The sequence below is a fragment of the Streptomyces sp. NPDC046716 genome (assembly GCF_040645755.1).
In the GTDB taxonomy this organism is placed as follows: domain Bacteria; phylum Actinomycetota; class Actinomycetes; order Streptomycetales; family Streptomycetaceae; genus Streptomyces.
Map to the genome: position 1 here is coordinate 44597 of NZ_JBEYYU010000047.1, position 20027 is coordinate 64623.

The window sequence follows — 20027 nt, forward strand, 5'->3', positions numbered from 1 at the left end:
CCGTGGACCTGTCCCTGTCGACCCGTACCGTCGGCGATCGTACGGTCGTCGAGGTCGGTGGAGAAATCGATGTGTATACCGCGCCCAAGCTGCGCGAGCAGCTGGTCGAGCTGGTGAATGACGGCAGTTTCCACCTTGTCGTCGACATGGAGGGCGTGGACTTCCTCGACTCCACCGGGCTCGGCGTGCTGGTCGGCGGCCTCAAGCGTGTGCGTGCCCACGAGGGCTCGCTGCGCCTGGTCTGCAACCAGGAGCGCATTCTCAAGATCTTCCGGATCACCGGTCTGACCAAGGTGTTCCCGATCCACACCTCGGTCGAGGAAGCCGTCGCGGCGACCGACTGAGCCGGCGACCGGCCCGGCGGCCCGGCCATCGGCCGGGTGACTGGGCCGGCTCATCGCGGGAAGATCGATAGAGAGACGGGGATCGGGCGGCCAAGAACCGTGCCCGGTCCCCGAGAGCACGCCCGTACGTCCGAGGGGGATGCATGGCCACCGTCGAACTCCGCTTCAGCCCTCTGCCCGAGCACGTCCGCACGGCCCGCCTGGTGGCGGCCGCGATGGCGCGCAGGGCGGGCGTGGACGAGGCCGTGCTCGACGAGGTCAGGCTCGCCGTGGGCGAGGCCTGCTCCCGCGCCGTCGGCCTGCATCAGGCGGGCGGCATCACGGCGCCGGTGCGGGTGGCGCTGATCGAGGAGGAGAAGCAGTTCTCCATCGAGGTCGGGGACGAGGCGCCGCACGCGACCGCCGCGGCGCCCGGAGTCCCCGGCACGGCCGGTGAGCCGGACGCGGAGGGCGAGGACGAGATGGGTCTCGCCGTCATCAGCGGCCTCGTCGACGACGTCGAGGTCACCGCGGACGCGGACGGCGGCCAGATCCGGATGAGCTGGCCGACACTGCCCACGACCCTGCTGCCGTAGCTCTCCGCTTGTGCGCTTTTTCTCAAGCCTCTGTTCACCGTCAGGGTGATCAGGGGCTTTCTTCTTTTCTGGATCTTCGCTAATGCCCTCGGTGAATTAGCGGGGTTTATCGATCACTCTTCTGGTGGAGAACAATTCCGTTTACGGCGCCCTGTTGAGATCAGGTTCCGCTCCCTACAATCCGTCCACATCTTGAGCTCAGCCCAAGCGTCAAGGAGGACGAATGGCGGAGCCTTCTCAGTTCGCAAGCCTCGCAGCCGCAGTTCTGACGGACGACAACCGACTGATCGTGATCGTCATCGCGCTCGTCGCGCTCGCGGCGCTCGCCGTCGCAGGGGTCCTGGTGCGTCAGGTGCTCGCGGCCGGCGAGGGCACCCCATCCATGAAAGAGATCGCGGCCGCGGTGCAGGAAGGCGCGAAAGCCTATCTGGGGCGACAGCTGCGTACCCTCGGCGTATTCGCCGTCGTGGTGTTCTTCCTGCTTCTGCTGCTGCCGGCCGACGACTGGAATCAGCGCGTCGGGCGCTCGATCTTCTTCTTGATCGGCGCGGTCTTCTCGGCGATCACCGGCTATATCGGAATGTGGCTTGCGGTGCGCAGTAATGTGCGCGTGGCGGCCGCGGCCCGAGAGGCGACACCCGCGGAAGGCGAACCCGAAAAAGATCTCACCACCGTCTCGCACAACGCCATGAAGATCGCTTTCCGTACGGGCGGCGTCGTCGGCATGTTCACGGTCGGGCTCGGACTGCTCGGCGCCTCCTGCGTCGTCCTCGTCTACGCCGCCGACGCGCCCAAGGTGCTGGAGGGATTCGGGCTCGGTGCCGCGCTGATCGCCATGTTCATGAGGGTCGGCGGCGGCATCTTCACCAAGGCCGCCGACGTCGGCGCCGACCTGGTCGGCAAGGTCGAGCAGGGCATCCCGGAGGACGATCCGCGCAATGCCGCGACCATCGCCGACAACGTGGGCGACAACGTCGGCGACTGCGCCGGAATGGCCGCCGACCTCTTCGAGTCGTACGCCGTCACGCTGGTCGCCGCGCTGATCCTCGGCAAGGCGGCGTTCGGCGACTCGGGGCTCGCGTTCCCGCTGATCGTGCCCGCGATCGGGGTCCTCACGGCGATGATCGGCATCTTCGCCGTCGCGCCACGCCGGACCGACCGCTCGGGGATGAGCGCCATCAACCGCGGATTCTTCATCTCCGCGGTGATCTCGCTCGCCCTGGTGACCGCGGCCGTCTTCCTGTACCTGCCGGGCAGGTACGCCGACCTGGACGGGGTCACCGACGCCGCCATCCGGGCCAAGGACGGCGACCCGCGGATCCTCGCGGTCGTCGCCGTCGCCATCGGCATCGTGCTCGCGGCCCTCATCCAGCAGCTCACCGGCTACTTCACCGAGACCACCCGGCGCCCCGTCAGGGACATCGGCAAGACGTCCCTGACGGGCCCGGCGACCGTGGTCCTCGCGGGCATCTCGGTGGGGCTCGAATCGGCCGTGTACACCGCGGTGTTGATCGGACTCGGCGTCTACGGCGCGTTCCTGCTCGGCGGTACGTCGATCATGCTCGCGCTGTTCGCGGTCGCGCTGGCCGGCACCGGGCTGCTGACCACCGTCGGCGTGATCGTCGCCATGGACACCTTCGGGCCCGTCTCCGACAACGCCCAGGGCATCGCCGAGATGTCCGGCGACGTCCAGGGCGCGGGTGCTCAGGTGCTCACCGACCTCGACGCCGTCGGCAACACCACGAAGGCCATCACCAAGGGCATCGCCATCGCCACGGCCGTCCTCGCGGCGGCCGCGCTCTTCGGCTCGTACCGCGACGCGATCCTCACGGCCGCGAGCGACGTCGGCGAGAAGGTCGGCGAGGGCGGGCCGATGAACCTCGTCATGGACATCTCGCAGCCCAACAACCTGGTGGGGCTCATCGCCGGAGCCGCGGTGGTGTTCCTCTTCTCCGGGCTCGCCATCAACGCCGTATCGCGGTCGGCGGGTTCGGTGGTCTACGAGGTGCGGCGGCAGTTCCGCGAGCACCCCGGAATCATGGATCACACCGAGAAGCCGGAGTACGGGCGCGTCGTCGACATCTGCACGAAGGACGCGCTCAGGGAGCTGGCCACGCCCGGCCTGCTCGCCGTCATGGCGCCGATCGCGATCGGCTTCACGCTCGGCGTGGGCGCGCTCGGCGCGTATCTCGCCGGGGCCATCGGCACCGGCACGCTGATGGCCGTGTTCCTCGCCAACTCCGGTGGCGCCTGGGACAACGCCAAGAAGCTCGTCGAGGACGGCCACCACGGCGGCAAGGGCAGCGAGGCGCACGAGGCCACCGTCATCGGCGACACGGTCGGCGACCCGTTCAAGGACACCGCGGGTCCGGCCATCAACCCGCTTCTGAAGGTGATGAACCTCGTCGCGCTGCTGATCGCGCCCGCGGTCGTCAAATTCAGCTACGGCGACGACGCCAGCGTGCCCGTACGGGTCGCGATCGCCGTCGTCTCGCTCGGCGTCATCATCGGCGCGGTCTACGTCTCCAAGAGGCGCGGCATCGTCGTCGGCGACGACCCGGACGGCGACGGGAAGCCGGGGCGGGTGCCCGAGCAGGCGGACCCGGAGGCGGTGTCCCAGCGCACCTAGATCTGACCCGGTCTCAACAAGCGGGCGGGGAGCGTGTTTTGACGCGCTCTCCGCCCACCTGCGTGTTCGGACCCGCGGAGAACTTCGCGGCGCGTAACCCGTGAGCCTTCTCTCCCTTGGTGCAAATGGCTGCTAAAGGTCAATAAAGCGGTCTTATTGAACGCCCGAGGTGCGCTTGTCGTGTGCTCGGCGTGTAAGTTCCGGGGCCGTAAGCCATGGAAGGGACCAATCCGGTGAACAAGAAGCTAGCTGCCGCACTGTCCGGCGGTGCGGTACTGGTACTGGCGTTGTCGGGCTGCAGCGACGACAGCAGCGAGAAGCTGGACTCCTGGGCCAAGCAGGTCTGCGACAAGGTCCAGCCGCAGGCGAAGAAGATCGAGTCCGCGAACGCGGCGATCCAGAAGCAGACGTCGGACAACAGCGCGCCGGCCGACGTGAAGAAGACGGACGCCCAGGCGTTCCAGGACATGTCCGACGCCTACAAGGCGATCGGTGACGCGGTCGACAAGGCCGGAGCCCCGCCCGTTGACGACGGCAAGACCAAGCAGCAGGACGCGGTCCAGGAACTGGACAAGATCTCCAAGTCCTACGCGGACCTGAAGGGCCAGGTCGACAAGTTGGACACCGACGACCAGGCCAAGTTCGCCGAGGGCCTCAAGGGCATCGCGGGCGAGCTCGACAAGCTCAGCCAGAGCGGTAGCGACGCCCTCAAGAACCTGGAGGAGGGTGACGTCGGCAAGGCCATGGCGAAGCAGGAGAGCTGCAAGAGCGCATCCGCTACGCCGTCGGCCTCGTAGTCAGGCCCTGCCTCAATCGCCCCCGGGGTTGCGCCTTGTGCGCGGCGCCGGGGGTGTCGTCTTTCGGCTGCACGACCAGCCACGACGAGACCCGCACCCGCATGACGATCAGCGACCCGGCAGACGCGTCACAATGGCAACGTGAGTTATCCCGTTGCCGCCCCCCTGCCCGCAGCCGACCGCCCGGACGCCACCCGCGCCCTGCGTACGGCCCTCCTCGAAGCCGAGTTCACCGCCGACGGGCTGCTCGACCTGCTCGGGGCACCGGCCTACGCCGCGCTCGCCCGCAGCGAGACCGTGCCCGCGCTGCGCGCCACGCGGGGCGACCGCCCCCTGGAGACGCTCGTCCGGCTCTTCCTGCTGCAGCAGCCCGTCGCCCGCGACCGGCTGGCCGCCGTCCTCGACGTCACCGCGTGTCTGGAGAGCGGCTGGCTGCGGGAGGCGGGCGGCGACGAGCTGGCCGCGACCGTCGACGTACGCCCGTACGGCGGCCCGGACGGCGAGGACTGGTTCATCGTCTCCGACCTCGGCTGCGCCGTCGGCGGCGCGGGCGGCATCGGCGGCCGGGGCGGTCAGGCGGACACCGACGTCGTCCTCGGCGTCGGCGGCGCGTCCACGACACTCGCCGCGATCACCGTCCGCACACCTGTCGGCTCCGCCCTCGACATCGGCACCGGCTCCGGCATCCAGGCGCTGCACGCCACCCGGCACGCCACTCGGGTCACCGCCACGGACCTCAACTCCCGCGCCCTGCACATCACCGCGCTGACCCTCGCGCTCTCCGGAGCCCCGGCGGCCGACCTGCGCGAGGGCTCGCTGTACGAGCCCGTCGGCGAGGCCGACGACGCCCGGTACGACCTGATCGTGTCCAACCCGCCCTTCGTGATCTCGCCCGGCGCCCGGCTCACCTACCGCGACGGCGGGATGAGCGGGGACGATCTGTGCCGCTCGGTCGTTCAGGGAGCGGGGGAGCGCCTGAACGAGGGGGGACACGCCCAGTTCCTGGCCAACTGGCAGCACGTCGAGGGGGAGGAGTGGACCGAGCGGCTGCGCTCGTGGGTGCCGCGCGGCTGCGACGCCTGGATCGTGCAGCGCGAGGTGCAGGACATCACGCAGTACGCCGAGCTGTGGCTGCGCGACGCCGGTGACCACCGCACCGACCCGGCGGAGTACGCGGCCCGGTACGACGCGTGGCTGGACGAGTTCGAGGCGCGCAAGGTGAAGGCCGTCGGTTTCGGCTGGATCTCCCTGCGCCGTACCACCCATGACGAGCCGTCGATCGTGGTCGAGGAGTGGCCGCACCCCGTCGAGCAGCCGCTCGGCGACGCCGTGCGGGCGCACTTCGAGCGGGTCGACTGGCTGCGCACGCACGACGACGCGGCGCTGCTCCAGTCGTCCTTCGTGCTGGCCGGCGAGGTCGTGCAGGAGCAGGTCGGGCTGCCGGGCGCCGAGGACCCGGAGCACGTCGTGCTGCGGCAGGGCCGCGGGATGCGCCGGGCGACGAAGGTGGACACGGTCGCCGCCGGATTCGCCGGGGTGTGCGACGGGTCGCTGAGCGCCGGGACGATCCTGGACGCCATCGCGCAACTCGTCGGCGAGGAGTCGGTGTTGCTGCGGGACCAGGTCCCCGCGCAGATCCGCACCCTGGTCGAGCAGGGCTTCCTCGAGCCGGCCACGCCGACCGACCCGTCCGCCGACCCGGTCGGCTAACCGCTCTTCGCCCCGCGCTGTACGGGAGTTCACCCCGGGTTGGCCTGTACGTGTCACCGTCGCGTGCCTGGGTACCGCGACCGGTACCCGTGATCCGGGAGGCAAGGCGATGGAGAGTACCCCCGCGCTCTTCGCGGGCACGGTGTTCGCGCTGTTCGGAGCGGGCCTCGTGGCCTGGACGGGGGCGCGCACCCTGCACCGCGAGCCGGTGGTGGACGCGGCGCGTCCGGTGGCCGCCGCCGTGCTCACCGGCGTCATCGGGGTGGTGTCCCTGGGACTCGCGGTGTGGTGCTTCGCACAGGTGTGACGTCGCCGACCCGGCACGGGCGCGCGACCGAGGGAACGACACAGGGCCCGCCCCGCATCAGCGGGGCGGGCCCTGCCGCACGTCGGGGCGCCGGCCCGGGACGCGATGCGTGGCGGGTCCGCGACCTGAGGGGGAAGCTCAGAAGACGTTGCGCAGTATGGTCCAGACGACCGCGGTCACCAGGATCGCCGTCTGGCCGCGTACCGAGATCCGGGGCCGCCAGCGGAGCCCGCGCAGGCCCTCCCAGGCCCAGCGCCCCAGCAGCGCGAGGGCGAAGGGGGCGGCGAGGAGCAGCAGCCGGTTGTCGTGCCAGGCCGCCGAGAACTGACCGTGCATCAGGTCGTACGCCATGCGGGTCCCGCCGCACGCCGGGCACAGCAGACCGGTGGCCCAGTTGAACGGGCAGCGGGGCAGCCAGTGGCCCGCCTCGTGCGGATCGGTGCCGTACAGATAGACCGCGCCCGCGGCGCCCGCGGCGAGCACCGTCGCGGGGACCGCCGCCGGATGCCGCCACGGTGTCCTGGCCCGGTTCGGGCCGTCAGCCGCGCAGGACACGGCCGTTCGAGTCCGTGGTGTTGTTGCTGCACAGCAGCACGATGCCGTCGATCGTCGACCAGATGCCGAGGCCGCCGCAGGTGAACAGCTGAGCGAGCCCCAGGCCGACGTGGCCCATGTAGAAGCGGCCGATGCCGAGGTAGCCCACGAACAGCTGCAGCACGCCCGCGACGATCTTGGACTTGTCGGAGTACGGCCGGCCGTACGGGTCGTAGCCGTAGGGCGCGTTCGGGTCGTAGCCCATGCCCGTACCGGGACCCGGCATGCCCATGCCCGGTCCCGGCGGGGGCGGGAAGCCGCCACCGGGCGCGCCGCCGGGAGCACCGCCCGGATACCCGTATCCGGGGCCCGGCTGGGACCCCGCCTGGGGGTAGCCGTAGCCGGGCTGGGGAGAACCCTGCTGCGGATAGCCGTACGGTCCCTGGCCGGGCGGGTCCTGCGGCGGCTGCGGGGGCTGCTGGCCGTAGGGACCCTGGTCCTTCGGCGGCGGGCCGTAGGGGTTGCTGTCGGACATCGGGGCTGCTCCTGCGATCGGGAAGCGTGGGGACGCGCCGGAGGCTCCCGCGGGCTCCCCCAGCCATCCGCCATCTTGTCAGGAGCGGTCCGGGACGGGCAGTGAGGGCGGCCGGGACCTCCTTCACCGGGGCCCGGGCGGGGTCCGGGCGGGGTCCGCCCGGGGCTCGACCGGGACGCCCATGACAAGGAACGTGACACACACAGTGAGGGCGCGGATACCCGGAGCGCGTGGCTCCGCTCCCCGGTCCGGGGGCAGGATCACGAGGAGTCGGGTTACCGTTCCGAGTGGCTGCTGCGTGCTTTTCCCGTTTGACACACCGGCGGGAGGTACCGTCACACTCCGCAGCAGTGCCACACAGCGGCGCCAGCCGCGACCAGAGAACGGCCCCGACCGCCGACCGGAGAGAAGAGCGAAGTTGTCCCCGACCAGCGAGACCGCACAGGGCGGCCGCCGACTCGTCATCGTCGAGTCGCCCGCCAAGGCGAAGACGATCAAGGGCTATCTCGGCCCTGGGTACGTCGTCGAAGCGAGCGTCGGGCACATCCGCGACCTCCCCAACGGCGCGGCCGAGGTCCCCGAGAAGTACACCGGCGAGGTCCGCCGCCTCGGCGTCGACGTCGAGAACGACTTCGAGCCCATCTATGTCGTCAACGCCGACAAGAAGTCCCAGGTCAAGAAGCTCAAGGACCTGCTGAAGGACTCCACCGAACTCTTCCTCGCCACCGATGAGGACCGCGAGGGCGAAGCCATCGCGTGGCACCTCCTGGAGGTCCTGAAGCCCAAGGTTCCCGTCCACCGGATGGTCTTCCACGAGATCACCAAGGACGCGATCCGCTCCGCCGTGGCCAACCCGCGCGAGCTGAACAAGCGCATGGTCGACGCCCAGGAGACCCGCCGCATCCTCGACCGCCTGTACGGCTACGAGGTCTCGCCGGTCCTGTGGAAGAAGGTCATGCCGCGCCTGTCGGCGGGCCGCGTCCAGTCGGTGGCCACCCGCCTCGTCGTCGAGCGGGAGCGCGAGCGCATCGCCTTCCGCTCCGCCGAGTACTGGGACCTGACCGGGACCTTCTCGACCGGCCGCGCCGGTGACCCCTCCGACCCGTCCTCCCTGGTCGCCCGCCTGTCCGCGGTCGACGGCAAGCGCATCGCGCAGGGCCGCGACTTCGACTCGCTGGGCCAGATCAAGGGCGGCAACTCGGCGAACACGCTGCACCTGGACGAGGCCAATGCCCGCGCGCTGGCCGCCGCCCTGGAGAACACGTCGTTCGCGGTCCGCTCGGTCGAGTCCAAGCCGTACCGCCGCTCGCCGTACGCCCCGTTCCGTACGACGACGATGCAGCAGGAGGCCTCGCGCAAGCTGGGCTTCGGTGCCAAGGCGACCATGCAGGTGGCCCAGAAGCTGTACGAGAACGGCTTCATCACTTATATGCGTACCGACTCCACGACCCTGTCGGACACGGCGGTCTCGGCCGCCCGTGCCCAGGTCACGCAGTTGTACGGGTCGGACTACCTGCCGGACAAGCCGCGCACGTACGCCGGCAAGGTCAAGAACGCGCAGGAGGCGCACGAGGCGATCCGTCCCTCCGGCGACCGCTTCCGCACGCCCGCCGAGACCGGCCTGACCGGCGACCAGTTCCGTCTCTACGAGCTGATCTGGAAGCGCACCGTCGCCTCCCAGATGAAGGACGCGGTCGGCAACAGCGTCACGGTCAAGATCGGCGGTACGTCCGCCGACGGCCGCGACGCCGAGTTCAGCGCGTCCGGCAAGACCATCACCTTCCACGGCTTCCTGAAGGCCTACGTGGAGGGCGCCGACGACCCGAACGCGGAGCTGGACGACCGCGAGCGCCGCCTGCCGCAGGTCACCGAGGGCGACGCGCTGTCCGCCGAGGAGATCTCGGTCGACGGCCACGCGACGAAGCCCCCGGCCCGCTACACCGAGGCCTCGCTCGTCAAGGAGCTGGAAGAGCGCGAGATCGGCCGCCCGTCGACGTACGCGTCGATCATCGGCACGATCCTCGACCGCGGCTACGTCTTCAAGAAGGGGACGGCCCTCGTGCCCTCCTTCTTGTCGTTCGCCGTCGTCAACCTGCTGGAGAAGCACTTCGGCCGGCTCGTCGACTACGACTTCACCGCCAAGATGGAGGACGACCTCGACCGCATCGCGCGCGGTGAGGCGCAGTCCGTGCCGTGGCTGAAGCGTTTCTACTTCGGCGAGGGCGACGGCACCCCGGGCACCGGCGGCGCGGCCGACGCGGGCAACGGCGACGGGGACCACCTCGGCGGCCTGAAGGAGCTCGTGACCGACCTGGGCGCGATCGATGCCCGCGAGGTCTCGTCCTTCCCCGTCGGCAACGACATCGTGCTGCGCGTCGGGCGCTACGGCCCGTACGTCGAGCGCGGCGAGCGCGACTCCGAGAACCACCAGCGCGCGGACGTCCCCGACGACATGGCGCCCGACGAGCTCTCCGTCGAGTACGCGGAGGAGCTGCTCGCCAAGCCGAGCGGCGACTTCGAGCTGGGCGCCGACCCGGTGTCGGGCCACCAGATCATCGCCAAGGACGGCCGCTACGGCCCGTACGTCACCGAGGTGCTCCCCGAGGGCACCCCGAAGACCGGCAAGAACGCGGTGAAGCCGCGGACGGCGTCGCTGTTCAAGTCGATGTCGCTCGACACCGTGACCCTCGACGACGCCCTGAAGCTGATGTCGCTGCCGCGCGTCGTGGGCGCCGACGCCGAGGGCATCGAGATCACCGCGCAGAACGGCCGGTACGGCCCGTACCTGAAGAAGGGCACCGACTCGCGCTCGCTGACGGCCGAGGAGCAGCTCTTCACCATCACGCTGGAAGAGGCGCTGGAGATCTACTCCCAGCCCAAGCAGCGCGGGCGCGCGGCCGCCAAGCCGCCGCTGAAGGAGCTCGGCGAGGACCCGGTCAGCGGCAAGCCCGTGGTCGTGAAGGACGGCCGCTTCGGCGCGTACGTCACCGACGGAGAGACGAACGCGACGCTGCGGGCGGCCGACTCCGTGGAGGACATCACGCCCGAGCGCGGCTACGAGCTGCTCGCGGAGAAGCGGGCCAAGGGGCCGGCCAAGAAGACCGCGAAGAAGGCCGTCAAGAAGGCGCCGGCGAAGAAGACCGCCGCCAAGAAGACGACCACGGCGAAGAAGACGGCGGCCAAGAAGACCACCACGGCGAAGAAGACGACGGCCGCGGCGAAGAAGGCGCCCGCCAAGAAGGCGACGGCAGCCAAGGCGGCCGACGAGTAGGAGCCACGGCCGTAGCGGACCGGTTTGCCTGGTAGGGCGCGGTTTGCCGACGAGGCCGTTGTACGTGGACCCATGGACGCCCCCGGGAGTTGTACCGGGGGCGTCCATTTGTTCGGACCGGGCCCACGGAGTGTCGGTCGGTCCCGATAGGCTGGACGAATGACCCGTGCCGAGCAGCCAACGGCCCCCCACACGGCCCCAGACGACGCCCTGGTAGCGGACTCCCGAGAGCGCGCCGTGCGCGCGCTCCTGCGCGTACCCCAGTTGAAACGACTGTGGTCGGCGCAGCTCGTCGGTGGAGTCGGTGATGTCCTCGGGCTGCTTGTGCTCGTGGTGCTCACGCTTCAGGCGGCCATTTCCGAAGGGTCGTTCGGCGGTGGATACCGCGGGGTCGCCCTCGCCGTCACCGCGGTGTTCGGGGCGCGCGTCCTGTCCACCCTGCTGTTCGGCGCCGTGCTGCTCGGGCCGCTGACCTCGCTGACCACCCCCGGCGGTCCGCTCGACCGGCGCTGGACCATGGTCGGCGCCGACGGACTGCGGGCCGCGCTGCTGATCGTCGCGCCGCTGTGGATCGACTGGACGCCGGACAACGCCCTGGCGCTGATCCTCGTGACGGCCTTCGTCGCCGGGGTCGCCGAGCGGTTCTGGACCGTCGCCAAGGAGAGCGCGGCGCCCGCGCTGCTGCCCGCGCCGCCGCTGGAGGGCGCGGCCGTGCGGCCGCTGCCGGACCACATGGACGCCCTGCGGCGGCTCTCGCTGCGGACGACGTTCGTCGGCGTACCGCTGGCGGCCGCGGTCCTGCTGGTCGTCTCCCTCGTGCAGAACCTGATCGGCGCGGGCATCGACTGGTTCGACCTGCACCAGGCGGCGCTCTCGTCGTACGTGGCCGCGGGGCTCTTCGCCGCGTCGCTGTCCGTCGTCTTCTTCCTCGAACTGCCCGACACGCAGACCCCGCGCCCGCGGTCCCCGCTGGAGGGCCTGCGCCGGCCGAAGACGGGCGAGGGCACCGCCGACAAGGGACGCACGGGAGCCATCCCGCTGCTCGTCCTGGCCTGCGCCGCCGTCGCCGGGGCCGTCTCGGCCGCCGTCGCCGTGTCCGTGCTCCAGGCCAAGGACCTGGACGGCGGCCCGGTCACCTTCGGGCTGCTCGTGCTCGCCCTCACCGGCGGCACCGTCGTCGGGATCAGGTCCGCGCCGTCCGTGCTGCCGTCGCTCTCGCGGCGCCGCCTGCTGGCCCTCGCCATCGCGCTCACCGGCATCGGACTGCTCGCCGCCGGGCTCGTGCCCGACGTCACCACCGTGATCCTCATCCTGGCGCTCGCCGGGGTCACCGCGGGCATCGCCGCCAACACCGGGCACACCCTCCTCGACCAGGAGGCCGAGGAGTACCGCAGGGCCCGGACCACCGAACACCTCCAGGCCGTCGTACGGGTCTCCCTCGCACTCGGCGCCCTGCTCGCGCCCCTCCTCGCCGCGCTGATCGGGCCGCACCGCCTGGAGAACGGGAAGTTCGTCTTCGCGCACGGCGGCGCCGCGTTCACGCTGATGCTGGTCGGCGCGCTGCTGCTGCCCGTCGCCGCGCTGGTCCTCGCCAAGGCCGACGACCGCAGCGGCGTACCGCTCCGCCACGACCTGCGCGACGCGCTGCTCGGCGGGCACGACCCGGCGCAGGCCCCCGCCACCACCGGCTTCTTCATCGCCCTGGAGGGCGGCGACGGCGCCGGGAAGTCCACCCAGGCCGCCGCGCTCGCCGAGTGGATCAGGGAGAAGGGCCACGAGGTCGTCGTCACGCGCGAGCCGGGAGCCACCCCGGTCGGCAAGCGCCTCCGGTCGATCCTGCTCGACGTCTCCTCGGCGGGCCTGTCCCACCGCGCGGAGGCGCTGCTCTACGCCGCCGACCGCGCCGAGCACGTCGACACCGTCGTCCGCCCCGCCCTGGAGCGCGGCGCCATCGTCATCTCCGACCGGTACATCGACTCGTCCGTCGCCTACCAGGGCGCGGGCCGCGACCTGTCGCCGGTCGAGGTCGCCCGGATCAACCGGTGGGCCACCAGCGGTCTCGTACCGCATCTGACCGTGCTGCTCGACGTCGACCCGGAGGCCGCCCGCGAGCGGTTCACCGAGGCGCCCGACCGGCTCGAGTCGGAGCCGGTGGAGTTCCACGCGCGCGTGCGCTCCGGTTTCCTCACCCTGGCCGCCGGTGATCCCGGCCGCTACCTCGTCGTCGACGCCGGACAGGAGCCGGAGTCGGTCACCACCGTCATCCGGCACCGGCTCGACACGCTGCTCCCGCTCTCCGAGGCCGAGATCCAGGCCCGCGAGGAGGCCCGCAAGGCCGCCGAGGAGGAGGCCCGCCGCAAGGCCGAGGAAGAGGCCGCGCGCAAGGCCGAGGAGGAGCGCGTCGAGCGCGAGCGGCAGGAACAGCTCGCCAAGCTGCGGGCCGAGGAGGAGGAGCGCAAGCGCCGCGAGCTGGAGGAGGCGCAGCGCATCGAGGCCGAGCGGCAGGCCGAGGAGGCCCGCAAGCGCGCCGAGGAGTCCCGCCGCAAGGCCGAGGAGGAGCGCGTCAGGCTGCTCGCCGAGGAAGCGGCCCGCAAGGCGGAGGAGGAGCGCCGCCAGCGGCAGGCCGAGGAGGAGGCGCGGCTGCGCGCCGAGGCCGAGGAGCGGCGCCTGGAGAAGCAGCGCAAGGCCGAGGAGGCGCTGCTGCGGGCCGAGGAGGCGCGGCGGCTCGCCGCGCAGGCCAGCGCCGCGGCCGCGGAGACCGGCCGGACGGTGCAGTTCCGCAAGGTCGAGGACGCCCGGCCGGCCCCGGCCGCCCGGACCGCTTCGGATGCCCCGGACGTTCCGGATGTCCCGGACAACGAGGTGACCGTGCCGACGCCCGTCGTCCGGCCCGAGGACCTGTCCGCCGCCGACGAGACCGCGGTGCTGCCGCAGGTGCCGGACCCGTCCGCGCCGTCCGCGCCTTCGGACGCAGAGGAGACCGCGGTGCTGCCGCAGCCGCCCGTCGGCGCCTCCGACGAGACGGCCGTGCTGCCGCAGGTGCCGGACCCGTCCGGGGACTCGGGAAGCCGGGTGCCGCCGGGCTACTTCCGTGACGAGCGGCCCTCGGCCGAGGGCTCCGCGGAGCGCACGGCCGAACTGCCGCAGGTCGACGAGGAGGGCCGGCCGCGCCGCCGCCCCCGCCCCGACTGGGCGGAGGAGACCCCGCTGGACGACCTGCCGTCGCTCGCCGACGAACTGCTCGGCGGGCGGGACGACGAGGACGAGCGGGGCGGCCGGGGCGGGCGCAGGCGCTGAGGCGCCGAGGCGCTGCCCGGACGCCCGGAGTGTCCGGCGCGCCCGGGTTGTCAGTGCCGCCCGGCACAATGGGGCTGAAGCTGGAGGAAGGGCGGTATCCCCATGGCCGTATGGGACGACCTGGTCGGTCAGGAGCGCGTGATCGTGTCGCTGGACGCGGCCGCGCGGGACGCGGACGCCCTGGTGACGGCGGCCGCCGCGGACACCCCGCCGCCTCCCGCGTCGAAGATGACGCACGCCTGGCTGTTCACCGGACCGCCCGGCGCGGGCCGGGTCACCGCGGCCCGCGCGTTCGCCGCCGCCCTGCAGTGCGTGTCCCCGGACCGCGCGCTCGGCGGCGCCCCCGGCTGCGGGTTCTGCGATGGCTGTCACACCGCCCTGCTCGGTACGCACGCGGACGTGTCGACGATCGCCGCCGACGGCGCGCAGATCCTCGTCGCCGACATGCGCGACACCGTCCGCAAGTCGTACACGGCCCCGGCGGTCGGCCGCTGGCAGGTGATCCTCGTCGAGGACGCCGAGCGGCTGAACGAGAAATCGGCGAACGCCGTGCTCAAGGCCGTGGAGGAGCCCGCCCCCCGCACGGTCTGGCTGCTGTGCGCGCCCTCCGTGGAGGACGTGCTGCCGACGATCCGGTCCCGCTGCCGCCTGCTCACCCTGTCCACCCCGGGCGTCGACGCCGTCGCCGACATGCTCGTACGGCGGGACGGGATCGAGCCGTCCGTCGCAGCCTCCGTCGCCCGCGCCACCCAGGGCCACATCGAGCGGGCCCGCCGCCTGGCCACCGACCCGCGCGCGCGGGAGCGCAGAGCCGCCGTGCTGAAGATCCCGCTGCGCGTGGAGGACATCGGCGGCTGCCTCAAGGCGGCGCAGGAGCTGGTGGACGCGGCGACCGAGGACTCCAAGCAGCTCGCCGAAGAGGTCGACACCAAGGAGACCGAGGAGCTGAAGGCGGCGCTCGGCGCGCAGAGCGGCGGCCGGATGCCGCGCGGCACGGCCGGCGTGATGAAGGACCTGGAGGACCGGCAGAAGCGCCGCCGCACCAGATCGCAGCGCGACAGCCTAGACCTCGCCCTCACCGACCTCACCGGTGTGTACCGGGACGTGCTCGCGATGCAGCTCGGCTCGGCGGTGGCGCTGGCCAACACCGAGATCCAGGACACGCTGGAGCGGGTCGCCCGCGGCAGCTCGCCCGAGGCGACGCTGCGCCGCATCGAGGCGATCGGAGCGTGCCGGGTCGCCCTGGACCGCAATGTCGCGCCGCTGCTCGCGGTGGAGGCGATGACGGTGGCGCTCCGCGCGGGGTAGCCGGGTAGGCCCTTTGGCGACTTAAAGTCACTCTTCCCCTGCGGAGCGTTACGCTCGCCGGATGTACTTCAGGCGTCCCTCTTCGACCTCGCCCCGCCGCAAGGCCGCCCTGCTGGCTGCCTCGGCCCTCCTGCTGACCGGCATGGCGGCCTGCTCCCCAGGGAGTTCGGGCACCGCCGACGCCTCCCTGGCGGCGCTGCCCGGCGCGACCCCGACCGAACTGGCCCCGTACTACGACCAGTCGCTCAAATGGCGGGAGTGCGGAGTCCCCGGCTTCCAGTGCGCCACGCTCAAGGCGCCGCTCGACTACGACAAGCCGTCCGCAGGGGACATCGACCTCGCCGTCTCCCGCAAGAAGGCCACCGGCCCGGGCAAGCGCCTCGGTTCGCTGCTGGTCAACCCCGGCGGCCCCGGCGGCTCGGCGATCGGCTACCTCCAGGCGTACGCGGGCATCGGCTATCCCGCCGGAGTCCGGGCCCGCTACGACATGGTCGCCGTCGACCCGCGCGGTGTCGCCCGCAGCGAGCCCGTCACCTGCCTCGGCGGCAAGCAGATGGACACGTACACGCAGACCGACATGACGCCGGACGACGCGCGCGAGAAGACCGAAGTGAGCGCCGCCTACGAGAAGTTCGCGTCGGGCTGCGAGACCCACGACGCGACCTCCCGGCGCGTCCTGCCGCACGTCTCCACCGTCGAGGCGGCCCGCGACATGGACCTCGCACGGGCCGCGCTCGGCGACGAGAAGCTGACCTACGTCGGCGCCAGTTACGGCACCTTCCTCGGCGCGACGTATGCGGGCCTGTACCCCGAGCGGGTGGGCCGGCTCGTCCTGGACGGCGCGATGGACCCCTCCCTGCCGGCCCGCGAGATGAACCTCCAGCAGACCGCCGGTTTCGAGACGGCCTTCACCTCCTTCGCCAAGGACTGCACGGCCCGCGCCGACTGCCCGCTCGGCACCGGCACGCCGGCGCGGGCGGGGCAGCGCCTGAAGGACTTCTTCACCGCTCTCGACCGCACCCCGCTGGCCACCGGCGACGCGGACGGCCGCAAGCTGGGCGAGGCGCTCGGCACCACCGGCGTGATCGCGGCGATGTACGACGAGGGAGCCTGGCCACAGTTGCGCGACGCGCTGACCGAGGCGATGGACAAGAAGGACGGCGCGGGTCTGCTGGCCCTGTCGGACAGCTACTACGAGCGTGACCCCGACGGCTCCTACGCCAACCTGATGTTCGCCAACGCCGCCGTGAACTGCCTCGACCAGCCCCCCGCCTTCACCTCCGCCCAGGAGGTCCAGCAGGCCCTCCCCGACTTCGAGAAGGCGTCCCCGGTCTTCGGTGCCGGCCTCGCCTGGGCCTCCCTGAACTGTGCGAGCTGGCCGGTGAAGGCGACGGGCGAGGCCCACCGCATCACCGCCGAGGGCGCCGCCCCCATCGTCGTGGTCGGCACCACCCGCGACCCGGCCACCCCCTACGGCTGGGCCGAGTCCCTCGCCTCCCAGCTCTCCTCGGGCCGCCTGCTCACCTACGAGGGTGACGGCCACACGGCGTACGGCCGCGGCAGCACCTGCATCGACAAGGCGATCGACACCTACCTCCTGACCGGCACCCCGCCCACCGACGGAAAGCGCTGCTCATAGCCGGTGCGCTGTGATCGTCCCTGGTCATAAAAGGGTGGGCGAAGCACCCCCCGGGAGCGTGTAGCATTGACGACGTTGCTGACGCACTCCGGTGCGCATCGGCGGCGCCGCCTTAGCTCAGATGGCCAGAGCAACGCACTCGTAATGCGTAGGTCTCGGGTTCGAATCCCGAAGGCGGCTCGGATTAACCCCAGGACTCACTCGCCGTGACCTGGGGTTTTTTCATGCCTGGGGCGTGGCGGGGCGCACGGTGGGGATGCCGTGGAAGTGCTTGCGTGAGCGATGCGTGAGCGGAGCGGCTCGGGGATCTACTTTTTGGGCTTCCGGCGCTTGGCTGACTTGCCCGCCTTGGCCGGGGACCTCGCCTTGTCCCTCGGCTTGCCGCCCTTTGCCTTGCCGGCGTTCTTGGCCGCAGCCTTCTTGGCCTTCTCCTTCTTCGCGGCCTTGCGCGCCGCTTTCTCGGCCTCGGCCTTGCGCTGGAGAGGGACGAGCTTCGCGGTGGCCTCGGCGGCGCTCCTGCCGACTTGGGGCAGGACGCTCTGGTAGATGTCCCGCGTGATCCGGGTGTCGCTGTGCCCGAGGGTGTCCGACACGATCTTGATGTCGATGTCGGCGGCGAGCATGAGGGTGGCCGCGCCGTGGCGCAGGTCGTGCAGCCGGATCGGCGGGAGGCCGGAGGCGGCGACGAGCCGCTCGAAGAGGTCGGTCACCTTGCCGGGGTGGAGCCAGGAGCCGTCTTCCTGCGTGAAGACGTGACCGGTGTCGATCCAGGCCGTACCCCACTTCTCGCGGGCCTTGTCCTGCCGCTCACGGTGGTCCTTCAGGACGTCGACGGTGTCGTCGTCGAGTGCGACCACGCGATAGCCGCTGTCCGTCTTGGGGTCGGACGCCTCGATCTCCCAGCCGTCCTGAACGAGTTGGGAGGAGACGGTGAGGGAGTGGGTGTCGAGATTCGTCTCCGACCAGGGCTGCCCACATGCCTCGCCTCGGCGCAGGCCGCGGAAGGCGATCAGGTGCCACATCGCGTACAGCCGATCCTCGGCGACGAAGTCGAGGAAGGAGCCGGTCTGTTGGGGCGTCCAGACCATCACGGGCGACGGCTTCTCGCCCGTCTGCTCCCACTTGGCGACCCGATCGTCCGCCCACACGAGCGCCTTCGGTTTGCGCACGGGGTCGATCTCCACGTGGGCGGCCGGGTTGAACGTGATGATCTGCTGCCCGATGGCGTCGTTCAGGGCCGCTCGGAGGGTGGCCTTGACGTGCTGGCGCGTAGCCGGGCCGGTGATGCGGCGGAAGGGCGGCATCTCGTCGATTGCGGCCTTCATCGCCTTGCGTCGCGCTCGGTTCTCGGCGCCCTTCCACGGCACGGTCGCCAACTCGTCGATCGCGGCTCGCCGCTGGGCGTTGTCCTCCAGGGTCTGGGCGTTGGCGTCGCGGATGTCCGTGAACATCTCGCTCAGGTGGCTGACGCGTAGCCGGTCCAGGCGCCGGTTGCCAATGCGCGGCTTCAGGTGGACACGGATGTCGGTCTCGTAGCGATTGAGGCCGGACTTGCGTATGCGCTTGCCGGCCAGCCAGCGGTCGAGCCACTCGGTCACGGTCAGGCTGCCGATGAGGTCCTGGCCGGAGTTGAGGCGCCGCCTCGTCTCCTCGACCTCCGGGAGTGGCGACCGCTCACGACTGACCTCGGCCAGCATCTCGGCGAAGAGTTCGGCGCCCTCGGAGTCGTCCGAGTCGGCGAGTCCGAGGAGGGCCCGTACGTGGTCGAGGTCGGCCTGGGCCGCCTTGAGGCTGCCGTACCCGCCACGGGCGAAGGAACGGCGGCTGGCGTCCGCGCGGGGCAACAGCTCCTGGCGTACGGAGTAGGTGCAGTGGTTCCTGCTGTTGCGCTTGGGGCAGGACGTGCCGAGTTCCTTGCCCGTCTTCGGGTCGCGGCAGGAGCAGCGGCGGTAGGTGGAGCCCTTCAAAGATCATTCTCCTCGGTGGTGTCGCTGTCCGGCGGGTCGACGTCGGCGAGTGGGGAGGGCAGGTGGGGTGGGGTGCCGCCGCCTTCGCGGATGGCATCACGGTGGTGGCGCAGTTCGTACTTGGCGTTGGTTGCCTGGTCGGTGTATCGGGCCAAGGCGCGCTCGGCAGCTTCCCGTTGTACGCGGTTTGCGGCGGTCTTCACCTTCCAGCGCTCGTAGTCCTCGCTCTCCACTGCCGCCAGGGCCGAGCGGAGTTCGAGGTCGTGGGCGAGGAAGTGGTCGAGCATGTAGTCGGTGGCCTCCTCGGCAGGCGAGTTGCCGGTGAACCATTGCAAGGCGTCCCAGGCCGGTCGCGGTTCCTCGTAGGGGAGTTGGCGGACCTCCTTGACGTAGCCGACGGGGTAGATCAGGGCGATCGGGGACATGCGAAGGGCCTTCGCGAGGACCATGACTTCGACCAGGGGGAGGACGGCGCGGCGGCCGGACTCCATGTTGGCGATCACGTTGCGGGGAATCGGATAGCCGGCCTCTTCGCACCTGTCGGCCAGATCCTGTGCACTCCACCCCAGTTCCTTCCGCCGTCTGCGGACCTCGCCGGCCACGGTGGCCATGACGTGGTCCTCCCATTCGAGGTCGTCGACCTCGGCGTCTTTCTCGTATCCATGGTCGGAACGGCGCTGTGTCATGAAGACACAGTAGCTTGGCTAGCGTTTATTCCACGGCTTGGAGACGGGCGTGATCGACGCGTTCGCCGAGGGCTCAGTCATGGATGGAGCGCGTATGCGTGAGAACGAACCCGTCAGCCGGGTGAGGGGGATGAGCCGCAAGGAGCTGCTGGAGCTTCCCGCCGCTGTTGACCTGGATACGGGTAACCGCGCGCTGGGGCTTGGGCGGAGCAAGGGGTACGAGTTGGCGAAGCGTGGCCTGTACCCGTGCAAGGTGCTGAGGCTGGGCAACGCATACCGGGTGGTGACCGCCGATCTGCTGGCCCTGCTGGGCCTGGCCGCATGACAGGGCCAGCCCCTAGCGGACGCTTCTGCGCTGAGCTGACACAGAAATGCTGGACTGTGGCACGGCGTGGACGTACTGTCCGTGGTCGCTCGCGATGCGGAGA

Annotated in this window: 15 protein-coding genes and 1 tRNA gene; 12 read left to right on the forward strand and 4 right to left on the reverse strand. The window is 71.1% G+C overall.

The features are described from left to right. Positions 1-2: 2 nt before the first annotated feature. The 6 genes from bldG to ABZ930_RS29640 all read left to right on the forward strand — a co-directional run bounded on the left by bldG (position 3) and on the right by ABZ930_RS29640 (position 6362). On the forward strand, positions 3-344 hold the full coding sequence (gene bldG, locus ABZ930_RS29615; RefSeq protein WP_003975386.1) for an anti-sigma factor antagonist BldG: 342 nt from the start codon (positions 3-5) through the stop codon (positions 342-344). A 143-nt stretch (positions 345-487) separates the two neighbouring features. Further along, positions 488-919, forward strand: coding sequence for an ATP-binding protein (locus tag ABZ930_RS29620; RefSeq protein WP_361554250.1), 432 nt, complete (start codon positions 488-490; stop codon positions 917-919). Between the two features lie 223 nt (positions 920-1142). Further along, positions 1143-3548: a sodium-translocating pyrophosphatase gene (locus tag ABZ930_RS29625; protein WP_361554253.1), complete on the forward strand. Its 2406-nt coding sequence runs from the start codon at positions 1143-1145 to the stop codon at positions 3546-3548. A 215-nt stretch (positions 3549-3763) separates the two neighbouring features. After that, a complete protein-coding gene (locus tag ABZ930_RS29630) occupies positions 3764-4345 on the forward strand; it encodes a small secreted protein (RefSeq protein WP_361554256.1) in 582 nt (193 codons plus the stop codon). Between the two features lie 141 nt (positions 4346-4486). Then, positions 4487-6055, forward strand: coding sequence for a methyltransferase (locus ABZ930_RS29635; protein WP_361554259.1), 1569 nt, complete (start codon positions 4487-4489; stop codon positions 6053-6055). Positions 6056-6164: 109 nt separating this feature from the next. Further along, on the forward strand, positions 6165-6362 hold the full coding sequence (locus ABZ930_RS29640; protein ID WP_361554262.1) for a hypothetical protein: 198 nt from the start codon (positions 6165-6167) through the stop codon (positions 6360-6362). Between the two features lie 138 nt (positions 6363-6500). Here ABZ930_RS29640 and ABZ930_RS29645 read toward each other — a convergent pair whose 3' ends face one another. Both ABZ930_RS29645 and ABZ930_RS29650 read right to left on the reverse strand, forming a co-directional pair. Continuing rightward, positions 6501-6917 (reverse strand): DUF2752 domain-containing protein, encoded by a 417-nt coding sequence (locus ABZ930_RS29645; RefSeq protein WP_361554265.1) that lies wholly within the window; start codon positions 6915-6917, stop codon positions 6501-6503. Continuing rightward, positions 6901-7431 (reverse strand): TM2 domain-containing protein, encoded by a 531-nt coding sequence (locus ABZ930_RS29650; protein ID WP_361554268.1) that lies wholly within the window; start codon positions 7429-7431, stop codon positions 6901-6903. Before ABZ930_RS29650 ends, ABZ930_RS29645 begins: the two co-directional genes overlap by 17 nt. Before the next feature lie 418 nt (positions 7432-7849). Between ABZ930_RS29650 and topA the strand changes: the two genes are divergently transcribed. The 5 genes from topA (at position 7850) to ABZ930_RS29675 (ending at position 17126) form a co-directional block, all read left to right on the forward strand. Continuing rightward, a complete protein-coding gene (topA, locus tag ABZ930_RS29655; protein WP_361554270.1) occupies positions 7850-10702 on the forward strand; it encodes a type I DNA topoisomerase in 2853 nt (950 codons plus the stop codon). Between the two features lie 159 nt (positions 10703-10861). Then, on the forward strand, positions 10862-13999 hold the full coding sequence (gene tmk, locus ABZ930_RS29660) for a dTMP kinase (protein WP_361554273.1): 3138 nt from the start codon (positions 10862-10864) through the stop codon (positions 13997-13999). A 102-nt stretch (positions 14000-14101) separates the two neighbouring features. Further along, positions 14102-15307: a DNA polymerase III subunit delta' gene (locus ABZ930_RS29665; RefSeq protein WP_361554276.1), complete on the forward strand. Its 1206-nt coding sequence runs from the start codon at positions 14102-14104 to the stop codon at positions 15305-15307. A 61-nt stretch (positions 15308-15368) separates the two neighbouring features. Continuing rightward, the gene (locus ABZ930_RS29670; RefSeq protein ID WP_361554279.1) at positions 15369-16946 is read left to right on the forward strand and encodes an alpha/beta hydrolase; all 1578 of its coding nucleotides are present in this window, start codon (positions 15369-15371) and stop codon (positions 16944-16946) included. Between the two features lie 106 nt (positions 16947-17052). After that, a tRNA-Thr gene (locus tag ABZ930_RS29675) sits at positions 17053-17126 on the forward strand. Between the two features lie 128 nt (positions 17127-17254). On the opposite strand, the gene ABZ930_RS29680 is transcribed toward ABZ930_RS29675, so the two are convergent. Next, entirely contained in the window at positions 17255-18913 is a 1659-nt protein-coding gene (locus ABZ930_RS29680) for a tyrosine-type recombinase/integrase (protein WP_361554282.1), read from the reverse strand. Then, entirely contained in the window at positions 18910-19599 is a 690-nt protein-coding gene (locus ABZ930_RS29685) for a helix-turn-helix transcriptional regulator (RefSeq protein WP_361554285.1), read from the reverse strand. Before ABZ930_RS29685 ends, ABZ930_RS29680 begins: the two co-directional genes overlap by 4 nt. A 94-nt stretch (positions 19600-19693) precedes the next feature. Here ABZ930_RS29685 and ABZ930_RS29690 point away from each other — a divergent pair, with 94 nt between their 5' ends. Beyond that, positions 19694-19924, forward strand: a complete 231-nt coding sequence (locus tag ABZ930_RS29690; RefSeq protein ID WP_361554310.1) for a hypothetical protein — start codon at positions 19694-19696, stop codon at positions 19922-19924. The last annotated feature ends 103 nt before the right edge of the window (positions 19925-20027 follow it).

What these genes read in the sequence shown, in the direction of transcription:
- ABZ930_RS29620 (WP_361554250.1), top strand. Translation starts at nt 488, where the DNA reads ATGGCCACCGTCGAACTCCGCTTCAGCCCTCTGCCCGAGCACGTCCGC.
- tmk (WP_361554273.1), top strand. Translation starts at nt 10,862, where the DNA reads ATGACCCGTGCCGAGCAGCCAACGGCCCCCCACACGGCCCCAGACGAC.
- ABZ930_RS29685 (WP_361554285.1), bottom strand. Translation starts at nt 19,599, where the DNA reads ATGACACAGCGCCGTTCCGACCATGGATACGAGAAAGACGCCGAGGTC.
- ABZ930_RS29640 (WP_361554262.1), top strand. Translation starts at nt 6,165, where the DNA reads ATGGAGAGTACCCCCGCGCTCTTCGCGGGCACGGTGTTCGCGCTGTTC.
- ABZ930_RS29650 (WP_361554268.1), bottom strand. Translation starts at nt 7,431, where the DNA reads ATGTCCGACAGCAACCCCTACGGCCCGCCGCCGAAGGACCAGGGTCCC.
- ABZ930_RS29690 (WP_361554310.1), top strand. Translation starts at nt 19,694, where the DNA reads ATGCGTGAGAACGAACCCGTCAGCCGGGTGAGGGGGATGAGCCGCAAG.
- ABZ930_RS29630 (WP_361554256.1), top strand. Translation starts at nt 3,764, where the DNA reads ATGGAAGGGACCAATCCGGTGAACAAGAAGCTAGCTGCCGCACTGTCC.
- ABZ930_RS29625 (WP_361554253.1), top strand. Translation starts at nt 1,143, where the DNA reads ATGGCGGAGCCTTCTCAGTTCGCAAGCCTCGCAGCCGCAGTTCTGACG.
- ABZ930_RS29665 (WP_361554276.1), top strand. Translation starts at nt 14,102, where the DNA reads ATGGCCGTATGGGACGACCTGGTCGGTCAGGAGCGCGTGATCGTGTCG.
- ABZ930_RS29670 (WP_361554279.1), top strand. Translation starts at nt 15,369, where the DNA reads ATGTACTTCAGGCGTCCCTCTTCGACCTCGCCCCGCCGCAAGGCCGCC.